Below are 11918 nucleotides of genomic sequence, written 5' to 3' on the forward strand. Positions count from 1 at the left end.
CGTGATGCGGGATCTATTGGCTCCACCCTGGCGTGACTGCACAAGCGCCTGCGCTCATGGATCCCGGATCACGTCCGGGATGACGAAATGGGGGATATGTCCGCATCCCACCCCTTTCGTCATCCCCGCGCGTGCGGGGACCCAACGTGCCTTGGGCATGCAGGGCTTAAGAGGGAGAGATGGGTTCCCGCCTGCGCGGGAATGACGGGTGTTGGGGCAGCGCGTAATGCTTTTTCGCTTTCCATCCAAACAGGCGATCAGACGCCCAAACAAAAAGGCCGCCCTCACGGGCAGCCCTCATCGTTACAACGGAGGTGAAGCGCCTTAACCCGCGATCATCGCCAGCAACTGGTTGTTGCTCAGCCGCTTGTCGAATTCCAGACCGAAGCGTTCGCCCTTCACCCACACGACCTTGGCGGAGATCAGCTTGCCTTCCCATTCGATTTCGATGGGTTGCTTGACCTGCGGATTGCCCAGCGTCTGGCCGCGTGCGCCCTCATTCGAAACTTCGATGAGCTTGCCGGGGGCCTTGGCGCCATTCTGCCTGATCGTGATCGGCAGCAGGACCTTGAACCTGCTTCCCTTGCGCGCTTCGTCGGGCTGACCCGGCCGAAACAAAGCTGCTAACCCCATGTCTGTCGGCTCCGCGAAAGTGTTGGCGCTGCCGAGTCCCCGGCTTCGCATGTCTTGACATGGGAGTAGAACGGTATTGGTTTCCAAAAGCTTAGCTTAACGCCGAAGCGGTGCGGCCTTCTGTCCCATATTAGGACGAACGCCACGAAACTCTCCGATCCGGCGCGCGTTTTCCTATCGAAACCATTGTCACCCCTGTCGCCAAGAGGAGCCATAATGGCCGCAAAATCTTTCATGCTGGTAAGCGTCGCCATGCTTGCCGCCTGCGGATCGACAAATTCGGATGAAGGCGGCGCGACTCAGCGTCAGCAAATCGGCCAGGTCTGGAAATATGAGGCCAAGACCGATCCCGCGACCGGCAAGGCGACGCCGCTCGCCTATCTGGGCAGCGCCAACAGCGTAAAGACGATGACCGCGCCTGACACCTTCGCCGTCATCCTGCTCCAGAAGATGCGCAACGGGGAAACCGGCGTGACCGTGAAAGCGGTCGGCGCGCCGTTTACCTGCGACCTGTCGTCATGCGCGGTGGAGGCCAGCATGGACGGCGGAGCGCCGAAGAAATGGCAGGGCCGCATGACGGAGACGAAGGACGGCATTTCCATCCCGCCCCCGCAAAATGCGTTCGAGGCGATCCGGGACAGCAAGTCCGTCAAGGTGAAGATCGATCTGGGGACGGAAGGCGCTCAGGAATTCACCTTCAATACGGCGGGTTTCGCCTGGCCCAAGCCCTGAATGCCGGAAAAGCCCGAGACAGCGGGGTAGCGCAGCGATCAGCCAGCCTGGCCGATCAGCGGCCACCATTGGGACGCAGAGGCGATAGCGAGCGCCAGCAAAACTATTCCTGCCCTTAACGCCACGTCTTGCCCCGATTCATCCCCGCTTCGGCGCATATCAGGCGGGGCCTGGGATTCATAACCCCTTAACCATGATTAGTTTTACGAACGTATTCCTTCACCGAAAATCAATCCTTTGGACCTATCCGGTTTTCAGCTTCCCATAGCTGGATGCGGCCTGCCGCATCACTCTTATCGTTCCCGGAGGGCGGATGTTGTGACCATCCGTTCTCCGGGATCGAATAGAGACCGGCGCACCGCTCGCCCATAGGCCGCAAATCCGGCAAATCCCGATCGGCCCGTCTCAACCGCTCTTTCCTTCGCTCTTTCGATCGCCCATAGTCGGGCGACTATGACTGACGACAAGAAAATAGCGGCCGGAGAGGCTGCCCCGCCCAAGGATACGCCAGCAAAACCCGCTGAAAACAGCCCGCCCTCCGCTGGCAACAAGACGCTGTGGATGGGGACGGCCGTGGGCATCGGCTCGGCCGCGATCGTCGCGGCGCTGCTCTATACGCGCCGCCAGAAATAAGGCTTTTCCTCGCCGCATATGACGAAGCCGGGAAGCGTCAGGCTCCCCGGCTCAATACGCCATGGTTTGACGGGCGGCTTATTGCTTGGGCGGAGCCGCTGGCGCGGGCGCTGCGGCCGGGCTTGCCGATGCTGCGGCCTGGATCTTCTGTTGCAGGGCGGGATCGCTCTGCGCCGCCTGGCCGATCGCGTTGAACTTCTGCGGATCAAGGCCGGTCGCCTGCACGGCCGCCAGCATCTTGGGCTGCTTCTGCTCGGCAGTCACCGTTGTGTCCGACTGAATCTTGTTCAGTTCGACGGCGGCGGCCGCAAACTTCTGAATTTCCTCATCGCTGAAGGTGGCGGCGCCTGCGGGCGCCGCGGGCGCCGGAGCCGCCTGCGCCGGGGCGGCTGGCTCGGCCGGGGCAGCGGCCTGCGCGAATGCGGTTCCCGCAGCCGAAAGCGGCAGGATGGACATGATCATGAGCTTGGATATGCGGTTCAAGATGCTTCTCCTCTTAATAACCATCCCGAAATGTGGTCGCCCCGCCACAGGTCAAAGCCAATTCGGACGGGCTGTGGCATTTCGGGGATGTCGGGAGCCGCAATTGGACGCTCGTCTTTGCGAGTTTGATCGAAAGCAAGAAGGATTGATAACGAATCGCGGGTGGAACCTCCGGCCTGCCGGGCGGTCTTGATGGCATCCACGTCAGCAGGAGATCATCATGGCTCAGGAATTTACCGACGCGATCGCACTTCTGAAAGCCGACCATCGCAAGGTCGAGGAATTGTTCGAGAAATTTGAAAGCGCAAGCGAGGGCAAAAAACAGGCCATCGCCCAGCAAATTTGCGTCGAATTAAAGGTGCATACCTCCATCGAGGAGGAGATTTTCTATCCCGCCTTCCGCGGCAAGATAGAGGATGACACGCTGGACGAGGCGTATGTCGAACATGATGGCGCGAAAGTGCTGATCAATGACATTGAGGCAGGCAGCCCCGGCGATGATTTCTACGACGCCAAGGTCAAGGTGCTGTCCGAGGAGATCAAGCACCATGTGCATGAAGAGGAAATGCCTTCTGACGGCATGTTCGCCCAGTGCCGCGCCACGGATGTCGATCTGGTCGCCCTGCGTGACGCCATGATGGCCCGCAAGCAGGAGCTTCTGGCGCAGGCGGAGGCCGGCAAGCTTCCCGCCGCCCGGCCGACGGCGGTCAATCTGCAACCGGCGTGATCCGGGCCTTTTCCAAAGCATGGGCGCGGGGGAACAGTCCCTCGCGCCCTTTTCATGCCCGTCGAGCGCACTCCGAAATTTTTCTGCGGGAACAATGAACCAGATCCGGTCCGGGGGATTATCTCTGCATGACCCAATATCGTTTCGTGACCCCCGACCGCTCCGGAAAATGGTACAATAATGTGGAGGCCGCGCAGAAAGCGGCCGGCAAGATTGGCGCTGGTTTCCGGGACGAACGATCCGGCAATTTCTACCCCTATCCCAATACCGTTCTGGAAACCCGCCAGCATGCGACTTGCGCGGCTGTCGTCGGGCAGAAAATGGGCAAGGCGCGTCAGGCCGTGCGCGGCATACTGATGCTTCCTGCGCCGGCGGAGACGCTGCGCCTGGCTGCGGACTGAACCGGAGCGGACAGACTAAAAGGACATTGACCCACGCACTGCAGAGGCTTGGCGGACCAGGGTCTGAAAAGGTTGGTGCGGGCGGTCGGAATCGAACCGACACTCCTTTCGGAACCGGATTTTGAGTCCGGCGCGTCTACCAGTTTCACCACGCCCGCACAAAGACGCCGCAATAGGGGCTTTTCACCCGATATTGGCTGGGCGGCCCCAATGGCAAAAACCGCTCGCCCCGTCCAGCCCAATTACGCGGGACATAGACATGCGCAAGGCTCGAAAACCGGAAAAACATATAGAAGCTAAGACCTTGGTCGTACCGGATGCGGCAGTTAGCATTTCGGAAACCTGAAAAGCGCAGGCGATGAATTCTTGCTCTAAATCAAGAAAACAGGATGGATCGGACGGAATATGATCGAACGCCTTCTTCAGGATCATGACAAGATGCGGTCCCTCGCCAAGGAGCTTTCCGAAATTTTGAGCCAGCCATATCCGGCGGACCTCGACCATCTGGCGGAATTGCGTTGGGACATGGCGAGCACGATCATGACCCACCTCGCTTTTGAGGACCGTGCCTTCTATAGCAAGATTGAGGCCGATCCCCGTGAGCATGTCCGCGTGCTCGCCCTGAAATTCCGGGCGGAACTGTCCGAAAAATTCCGCGAATACAGCGCACATACGCGCAATTGGACGCCCGCACGCCTGCAGATGGAATGGTCTGCCTATCGCGCCTGCGCCCTGGAATTCCTCAATTGGCTGATCGATCGCGCGGACCGGGAGGAGAAGCAGCTTTTCCCACTCATCACAACCGGCATGGTCGACAGCAGTTCGCGCAACCTGACCTCGGTCAATTGGGCGCGTGAAGCCTTTGCCATGAAGGATGCGATCGTCGGCATTTGAGGGCCGATCGGCCCTGCCCGTATCTCAGATACCGTTTCTTGCGCTTTTTCGCGCCTTTTCGTTGCGGTGCGGCAACCAGCCGCTATAAGCGTCCCTACGTGCAGAAAACCAGTTGATGAAAACGGTAAGGGGAACGCCTTTTGACCGAACAATCTGCCACGCTTATCCTGTTCGGCGCGACCGGGGATCTGGCGCACCGCATGCTCTTTCCCTCACTTTACAATCTTCTGGGTGACGGCCTCCTGCCCGACGATTTCCTGATCGTCGCATCGGGACGGACGGCGCTGGACGATGCCGGCTTCTGCAAGGATGTCGACGCCGCCCTGCGCAAATTCCTGCCCGCCGACCGCTATGACGCGGCGCTGGCGGAGAAGCTGTGCGGCATGGTCATCTATTCGCCGGTCGAGGCGGGCAATGCGGACCAGTTCCGCACGCTGGCGGACCGGGTGTCGGACCGCATGGACAAGGGCATCTCCGTCTATCTCTCGACGCCGCCCGCCCTGTTCGCCCCGACCGCGCAGGGCCTGGCCGACGCTGGCCTCATCGGCCCAAAGACCCGGATCGCGATGGAAAAGCCCATCGGCAAGGATCTCGCCTCCTCAAAGCAGGTGAACGACGCCATCGGCGCGCTGTTCGACGAGGAATCGATTTTCCGCGTCGACCATTATCTCGGCAAGGAAACGGTCCAGAACCTGCTCGCCCTGCGCTTTGGCAACATGCTGTTCGAACCGTTGTGGAATGCGGGCGCGATCGACCATGTGCAGATCACCGTGGGCGAGACAGTGGGCCTTGAAGGCCGTGTTTCCTATTATGATGGCGTCGGCGCGCTGCGGGACATGGTGCAGAACCATATGCTGCAGATCCTGTCGATCATCGCGATGGAGCCGCCCGCCCGCTTCGATTCCACCGCCGTCCGTGACGAGAAGGTGAAGGTGCTGCGCTCGCTCCGCCCGATGGACGGCGACAGCGCCAAGACCCAGAGCGTGCGCGGCCAATATACGCCAGGCGCCGTCGCCGGGCAGATCGTCACCGGCTATGTCGATGAACTGGGCAAGCCGTCCGACACCGAAACCTTTGTCGCGCTGAAAGCCTATATCGACAATTGGCGCTGGACCGGCGTGCCCTTCTACCTGCGCACCGGCAAGCGCATGCCCGCGCGCCAGTCCGAAATCATGATCCAGTTCAAGCCGGTCGCCCACTCCATCTTCGGCAAGCGCGGCCCCAATGGCGTCGGCCGGACGGGCCTTGAACCCAATACCCTGATCATCCGCCTGCAGCCGGAGGAGAATATCCGCCTGCTGATCATGGCGAAGGAGCCGGGGCTGGACGGGGTCAAGCTGCGCGAGGTCGGCCTGGACGTGTCGCTCGACCATGAATTTGGCGGACAGCGCCGCCGCATCGCCTATGAACGCCTGCTGCTCGACTTGCTGGAGGGCGACCCCACCCTGTTCGTCCGCCGCGACGAGGTGGAGGCGCAGTGGATCTGGATCGATTCCATCATCGACGGATGGAAGGAGGCGGGCGTGAAGGTCGCCTCCTATGCTTCGGGGAACTGGGGACCGTCCTCGGCCATTGCCCTCATCGAACGCGATGGAGCAAGCTGGCATGACTGATCTTCACCCCATTGTCGCCGCCGTCACGGAGCGGATCGTCAAGCGCAGCGCCCCGCGCCGCCGCAAATATCTCGACCTGATCGAGCGCGGCCGGGACGCGGGCACCAACCGCGATCAGCTCTCCTGCGGGAATCTCGCCCATGGCTTTGCCGCGTCCGGCGAGGACAAGGCCGTCATCCGCACGGGCACGTCGATGAACATCGGCATCGTCACCGCCTATAATGACATGCTCTCCGCGCATCAGCCCTATGGCCGCTACCCCGAAGCGATCAAGATCGCCGCGCGGGAGGTTGGCGCGACGGCGCAGGTCGCGGGCGGCGTCCCCGCCATGTGCGACGGCGTGACGCAGGGGCAGGCAGGCATGGACCTGTCGCTGTTCAGCCGCGACACCATCGCCATGGCCACAGCCATCGCGCTCAGCCATGCGATGTTCGAGGGCAATCTGATGCTCGGCATCTGCGACAAGATCGTGCCGGGCCTGCTGATCGGCGCGCTGCGTTTCGGCCATCTGCCGACGATCCTGATCCCCGCAGGCCCAATGCCATCGGGCCTGGCCAACAAGGAGAAGGTCCGCATCCGCCAGCTCTATGCGGAGGGCAAGGTCGGCACCGCCGAACTGCTTGAGGCGGAGAGCGCCTCCTATCATGGCGCGGGCACCTGCACTTTCTACGGCACGGCGAACAGCAACCAGATGATGATGGAGGTGATGGGCCTTCACATGCCCGGTGCTGCCTTCGTCAATCCGGGCACGAAGCTGCGCGGCGAACTGACCCGCGCCGCCGTGCATCGCGTCGCGTCGATTGGCTGGGACGGCGATGACTATCGCCCGCTTGGCCATTGCATCGACGAGAAGGCGATTGTGAACGCGATTATCGGCCTGCTCTCCACCGGCGGGTCGACCAACCATGCGATCCACCTGCCCGCCATTGCGCGGGCGGCGGGGATCAGCATCGACTGGACGGATTTCGCCGAACTGTCGGAGGTCATTCCCCTGCTCGCCCGCGTCTATCCCAACGGTTCGGGCGATGTGAACCATTTCCACGCCGCTGGCGGCATGGCTTGGATCATCACCCAATTGCTCGACAATGGCCTGCTCCACCGGGACATCCTGACCGTCGCCCGCCGCGACCTGACCGATTATGGTAAGGAACCGGCGCTGGAGAATGAGGCGCTGGTCTGGAACGATTGCCCGGCCGAACCGCGCGACACATCCATGCTGCGCCCCGTGTCGGACGCCTTCAGCCCGGATGGCGGCATGAAGCTGCTCTCCGGCAATCTCGGCCGTTGCATCATGAAGGTCAGCGCCGTCGACCCTGCTCGCTGGACGATAGAGGCCCCCGTCCGTGTCTTTTCCGATCAGGACGATGTGTTGAAGGCCTTCAAGGCCGGAGAACTGGAGCGCGATGTTGTCGTCGCCGTCCGGTTCCAGGGGCCGCGCGCCAACGGCATGCCGGAACTGCACAAACTGACCCCTTCGCTCGGCGTGCTGCAGGACCGCGGATTCAAGGTCGCGCTGCTGACGGACGGCCGCATGTCCGGCGCCAGCGGCAAGGTGCCCGCCGCCATCCACCTTTCGCCCGAAGCCCTTGGCGGCGGCCCGATCGGCAAGCTGCGGGACGGCGACATGGTCCGCGTCTGCGCAAACACGGGCGTCGTCGAGGCGCTCGTCGATCCGGTGGAATGGGAAGCCCGCGAAGGCGCGGACGCCCCGCCGCCGCCCTACGACACCGGACGGGAGCTGTTCGCCCTGTTCCGCCATCATAGCGACCTTGCCGAGGAGGGCGCGTCCGCGATGCTCGCGGCGATGGAAACGGAAATCTGACATGGTTGAGATTATCGCCGCCGACATTGGCGGCACCAACGCCCGTTTCGCACGGGCAACGCTGGACGACCGTGGCGTCCCCACTCTTGGCACAGTCCGCAAATATAAGGTCGCCGAGACGCCCAGCCTGCAGGCGGCGTGGGAGGCGTTCGCGCGTGACGATGGCCAGCCTTTGCCCAAGGCGGCATCCATCGCCTTCGCCACCGCCATCGGCCGCGACGTCATCAAGCTGACCAACAGCAGTTGGGTGATCCGGCCCAAGACCTTGGCCGCCGATCTTGGCCTCGATCATCTGAAGCTCGTCAATGACTTCGAGGCCGTTGCTCACGCCGTATCTAAGCTGCCGCAGGACAATCTGGAGCTACTTTTCGGGCCGGACGAACCTTTTCCCCAGGACGGCTCAGTCACCATCCTTGGCCCCGGCACCGGGCTGGGCGTCGGCATGATCGCCTATGATGACGGCATCCCCCATGTCGTCGCGACGGAGGGCGGGCATCTCGATTTCGCCCCGCTCGACCAGCTAGAGGGCAAGATCCTCGACTATCTGCGCGACAAGTTCCTGCGCGTATCGACCGAGCGGATCGTGTCCGGCCCCGGCCTCAACAATATCTACAAGGCGATTGCCACCATCAACCATGAGCGGGTCGAGCTGATGAACGACGCCGATCTGTGGCAGGCGGCGCTCGACAATAGCGATCCCTTCGCCCGCACGGTGCTTGACCGCTTCTGCCTCTGCTATGGGTCGGTGGCGGGCGATCTCGCGCTGGCGCAGGGTCCGCACAGCGTCGTGCTGGCGGGTGGACTCACCCAGCGGATGAAGGATGTGCTGCTGGAAAGCGGCTTTCACGACCGTTTCACCGCCAAGGGGCGGTTTGCCGGGCTGATGGGGTCCGTCCCTGTCCGCCTTGCCGTCCATGAAGAAATCGGCCTGTTCGGCGCCGCCGCGGCCTTCCGGGAGTCCCACGCATGAGCATCACCGTCGATCAGGTCATGGAGCTTGCCCCCGTCATCCCCGTCCTAGTCATCGAACGGGTCGAGGATGCGGCGCCTATCGCCGAGGCGCTCGTAAAGGGCGGCCTCCCCGCCCTTGAAGTCACGATGCGCACCCCCGTCGCGCTGGAGGTCATGCGGGAAATGGCGCAGGTGAAGGGCGCGGTCGTGGGTGCGGGCACTGTCCTCAACCCTGCCGATCTGGAAAAGGCGCTGAAAGCCGGCGCGCAGTTCATCGTCAGCCCCGGCCTCACGGAACCGCTCGGCAAGGCGGCGATTGACGCGGGCGTCGCCTTCCTCCCCGGCACGGCAACGGCAGGGGACATCATGCGCGGCATGGATATGGGCCTGTCCCGCTTCAAATTCTTCCCGGCGGAAACGTCCGGCGGCTTGCCCGCGCTGAAAGCCCTCGCCGCCCCGCTCTACACCGCCCGTTTCTGCCCTACCGGCGGCATCACGGCGGAAAGCGCGCCCAAATGGCTGGCAGAACCGGCGGTCAAATGCGTCGGTGGAAGCTGGGTCGTGCCCAAGGGACCGGTGGATGTCGCGAAGATCGAGGAACTGGCAAGGGCGGCGGCGGGATTGCGGGGTTAAGGCTCACTCTGCCCAACGGATCAGGGATATACCCGTTCGTTTCGAGCGTAGTCGAGAAACATATGCGCGAGGCTTCTCGACTGCGCCCGAAGCGAACGGACATTGGGATGTTTCGCCAGGTCAAACGCTAATCCCAAATCCGTTCGGGCTGAGCCTGTCGAAGTTGAAACGAGGCACGTGACTCTTTTCAACGCCCGAACGAAGTGAAGGCACTTCGCTCCGCTCCAAAGCACCCCCTCTCCGTTCGCCCTGAGCCTGTCGAAGGGCTGCACTTTCTTCAAGAAGGACAGGGCTTCGACAGGCTCAGCCCGAACGGAGAAGATATCAGTTCAAATTACTCCACCCCGCGTCCCGCGCCGCCTTCTCGCCCGCCGCATCCGCCGGATCGCCGGCGATCAGCGCCTCGACCGTAGCACTGACCCGCGCATCGCCTGACGAAGCCTGCCGGTAGTCACCCGCAGCGCCGCTCCCCGGCACCGCCTGCTCCAGCCGCCAGCCGCCGCCATCCCGGCAGGCCACGCCAGCCACAGCCGCGCCCTCGAAGCTCCGGCACCACCCGCCATCCTTCGCCCGGAAGCTGAGGCCGATCCGCACATCGCTCCCACCCTGCGCAGAGGCGAGCTGCGTATCCAGCGCCTTCGCCAGCGATCCCTGCGCCACCATCTTCCCGCCGGAAACGCCCACCGGCCCGGCCTCGCCGTTCATACTCCGCCCAAGGCCAAGCCCCAGCACCAGGCTTGCCGCGATCGCCGCGCCCATGCCCCATGAGGTCCACAGGCGGCCGCTGCGCTTCTCCCGGACATCCGAAAGGCTCACCACATTGTCCGCCGCACCCTGCGGCTCCAGCAAAGCCCTGAACCGGTCGGGCACGGCCTCCTGCGCCACCGGCGCGAAATGTCCGCTCAGCCGTTCGCGCAGCGCCACGTGCGCCGCCAGCCGCTCGGCGAGCGCGTCATCATCCGCTATCGCCCGCTCCACGCGCCGCCGGTTCACCTCGTCCAGCTCGCCATCGGCATAGGCGACCAGCATGTCCTCGCTCACCGCGCTCATGCCGCCTCTCCCAGCAGTTCCAGCAAGGCCCCACGCCCGCGCACCAGGCGGGACGTCAGCGTCCCCATGGGAATGTCCAGCACCTCCGCCGCCTCCTTATAGGCCAGCCCCTCGACCAGCACGAGCGCGATCACCTCGCGCTGCTCGTCGGGCAGCTTCGCCATCGCCCGCGCCACGTCGGACAGTTCGACCGCCGCCTCAATGTCCCGGTCGCCGGCATGGCCGACATGTGCGCCCTCCTCTTCCGGGGCAAAGGTCTTTGCCGCCCGCTGGCGCGCCCGCGCCTCATCTGTCCAAAGGTTACGCATGATCCGGTACATCCAGCTATCCAGCCTTGTGCCCTCCTGCCATTGCGCGCGGGATTTCAGCGCGCGTTCGATCGCCGCCTGGCACAGGTCGTCGCCATCGGCCGCGTTGCGCGAGAGGCTCGCGGCAAAGCGGCGGAGGCGCGGCACCAGTGCCAGCAATTCGCTTTCGAAGGCCATTCAGGCTCCGTCTGTGGTTTCTGTGGGATGAAACGACACGGCACGGACGTTTCATCCCAAAGGCCGATAAAAATTGCGCATAAAAATCGCGCGAACAAAAATCCGCCTCAACCCGTTCTGCATGCGTAAGGATAAAGAGACAATGCCCCGCCCATCCATCCGCCTGTTGGCCATCGCCGCCGCGCTGTGCGTTCCCGCATGGGCGGGCGCGCAACTCGCATTGCCCGGCGGAGACCTGCGCGGCGGGATTGGAGGCGGCTTGCGCGACACGGTGCCGGACCTGATCGATACGGTTGGGGGAACGCTGCCGCTCGACCAGTTGGAGCGCCTGTCCCCGGCCCGCCCCGCCGAAAATCTGCTCGCAGTGCGCACGGACCGGCTCGCCAGCCTTGTGCGCCGGAACAGCGACAGCATCGCCTTTGACGACCGGGGACAGCCCGCCGTGCGCGACACCATATTGGTCATGGGCGCAGACGCCGCCGCGCTGGAGGCGTTGCGCAAGGCCGGCTATGATCCGCAGGCCGAACGCATCGAGGGCCTGGACCTGCCCCTCACCCGGCTCACCGTTCCACGGGGTCAGGCCCTCGCCCGCGCCATAAAATCCGTGCGCAAACTCGCTCCCGGCGCAGAGGTAAGCGGCGACTCGCTTTATTTCCCCAGCGGCGCAGCACCCTCGGCGTCGGGCGCTTCTCTCGCCAGCCGCCCCGGCTCCAGTTCCGGCGCATTGGGCCTGATCGATGGCGGTGTCGCGGCCATTGCCTCGCTCGGCGGCCCCATAGAACAGAAAGGCTTTGCAAGGGGCGCGCCCGTCCCCAGCGCCCACGGCACCGCCGTCGCCAGCCTGCTAACCGGGTCAGGCCC

At 63.6% G+C, this 11918-nt stretch carries 14 protein-coding genes, 1 tRNA gene and 1 pseudogene; 10 read left to right on the plus strand and 6 right to left on the minus strand.

Going from position 1 to position 11918, the window contains the following annotated elements; translation table 11 throughout:
• Positions 1–324: 324 nt before the first annotated feature.
• The gene (locus BHQ40_RS21990; protein WP_171905922.1) at positions 325–633 is read right to left on the minus strand and encodes a PilZ domain-containing protein; all 309 of its coding nucleotides are present in this window, start codon (positions 631–633) and stop codon (positions 325–327) included.
• 216 nt (positions 634–849) lie between these two features.
• Between BHQ40_RS21990 and BHQ40_RS21995 the strand changes: the two genes are divergently transcribed.
• Positions 850–1365 carry a hypothetical protein gene (locus tag BHQ40_RS21995; protein ID WP_070157936.1) on the plus strand — a complete coding sequence of 172 codons (516 nt, stop codon included), beginning with the start codon at positions 850–852 and terminating at the stop codon, positions 1363–1365.
• A 453-nt stretch (positions 1366–1818) separates the two neighbouring features.
• Positions 1819–1998 (plus strand): hypothetical protein, encoded by a 180-nt coding sequence (locus tag BHQ40_RS22000; protein WP_070157937.1) that lies wholly within the window; start codon positions 1819–1821, stop codon positions 1996–1998.
• Positions 1999–2076: 78 nt separating this feature from the next.
• Here BHQ40_RS22000 and BHQ40_RS22005 read toward each other — a convergent pair whose 3' ends face one another.
• Complete coding sequence (locus BHQ40_RS22005; RefSeq protein WP_139139426.1) at positions 2077–2460, minus strand: DUF4168 domain-containing protein; 384 nt, start codon at positions 2458–2460, stop codon at positions 2077–2079.
• Between the two features lie 241 nt (positions 2461–2701).
• Here BHQ40_RS22005 and BHQ40_RS22010 point away from each other — a divergent pair, with 241 nt between their 5' ends.
• Together BHQ40_RS22010 and BHQ40_RS22015 are read left to right on the plus strand one after the other, a co-directional pair.
• Positions 2702–3208 carry a hemerythrin domain-containing protein gene (locus BHQ40_RS22010; protein ID WP_070157938.1) on the plus strand — a complete coding sequence of 169 codons (507 nt, stop codon included), beginning with the start codon at positions 2702–2704 and terminating at the stop codon, positions 3206–3208.
• 128 nt (positions 3209–3336) lie between these two features.
• A complete protein-coding gene (locus tag BHQ40_RS22015; RefSeq protein WP_070157939.1) occupies positions 3337–3609 on the plus strand; it encodes a hypothetical protein in 273 nt (90 codons plus the stop codon).
• A 73-nt stretch (positions 3610–3682) separates the two neighbouring features.
• Here the strand turns inward: BHQ40_RS22015 and BHQ40_RS22020 are convergent.
• Both BHQ40_RS22020 and BHQ40_RS25885 read right to left on the minus strand, forming a co-directional pair.
• A tRNA-Leu gene (locus tag BHQ40_RS22020) sits at positions 3683–3767 on the minus strand.
• A 25-nt stretch (positions 3768–3792) separates the two neighbouring features.
• Positions 3793–4041 carry a hypothetical protein gene (locus BHQ40_RS25885; RefSeq protein WP_139139424.1) on the minus strand — a complete coding sequence of 83 codons (249 nt, stop codon included), beginning with the start codon at positions 4039–4041 and terminating at the stop codon, positions 3793–3795.
• On the opposite strand from BHQ40_RS25885, the gene BHQ40_RS22025 reads away from it, so the two are divergent.
• The 5 genes from BHQ40_RS22025 (at position 4015) to eda (ending at position 9522) form a co-directional block, all read left to right on the plus strand.
• Complete coding sequence (locus tag BHQ40_RS22025; protein ID WP_070157940.1) at positions 4015–4503, plus strand: hemerythrin domain-containing protein; 489 nt, start codon at positions 4015–4017, stop codon at positions 4501–4503. The genes BHQ40_RS25885 and BHQ40_RS22025 overlap by 27 nt on opposite strands.
• Positions 4504–4643: 140 nt before the next feature.
• Positions 4644–6116: a glucose-6-phosphate dehydrogenase gene (gene zwf / locus BHQ40_RS22030; RefSeq protein ID WP_070157941.1), complete on the plus strand. Its 1473-nt coding sequence runs from the start codon at positions 4644–4646 to the stop codon at positions 6114–6116.
• Positions 6109–7938, plus strand: coding sequence for a phosphogluconate dehydratase (edd, locus tag BHQ40_RS22035; protein ID WP_070157942.1), 1830 nt, complete (start codon positions 6109–6111; stop codon positions 7936–7938). Before zwf ends, edd begins: the two co-directional genes overlap by 8 nt.
• A gap of 1 nt (position 7939) precedes the next feature.
• Positions 7940–8908: a glucokinase gene (gene glk, locus BHQ40_RS22040; RefSeq protein ID WP_070157943.1), complete on the plus strand. Its 969-nt coding sequence runs from the start codon at positions 7940–7942 to the stop codon at positions 8906–8908.
• Positions 8905–9522, plus strand: coding sequence for a bifunctional 4-hydroxy-2-oxoglutarate aldolase/2-dehydro-3-deoxy-phosphogluconate aldolase (eda, locus tag BHQ40_RS22045; protein ID WP_070157944.1), 618 nt, complete (start codon positions 8905–8907; stop codon positions 9520–9522). The genes glk and eda overlap by 4 nt, the downstream gene beginning before the upstream one ends.
• Positions 9523–9846: 324 nt before the next feature.
• Here eda and BHQ40_RS22050 read toward each other — a convergent pair whose 3' ends face one another.
• Complete coding sequence (locus tag BHQ40_RS22050; protein ID WP_070157945.1) at positions 9847–10572, minus strand: anti-sigma factor family protein; 726 nt, start codon at positions 10570–10572, stop codon at positions 9847–9849.
• Positions 10569–11057: a sigma-70 family RNA polymerase sigma factor gene (locus tag BHQ40_RS22055; protein WP_070157946.1), complete on the minus strand. Its 489-nt coding sequence runs from the start codon at positions 11055–11057 to the stop codon at positions 10569–10571. The genes BHQ40_RS22050 and BHQ40_RS22055 overlap by 4 nt, the downstream gene beginning before the upstream one ends.
• Before the next feature lie 142 nt (positions 11058–11199).
• Here BHQ40_RS22055 and BHQ40_RS22060 point away from each other — a divergent pair.
• Positions 11200–11918: pseudogene (locus tag BHQ40_RS22060) on the plus strand (S8 family serine peptidase); the annotation flags it as partial.

Source organism: Sphingobium phenoxybenzoativorans, from assembly GCF_001757355.1.
GTDB lineage: Bacteria > Pseudomonadota > Alphaproteobacteria > Sphingomonadales > Sphingomonadaceae > Sphingobium > Sphingobium phenoxybenzoativorans.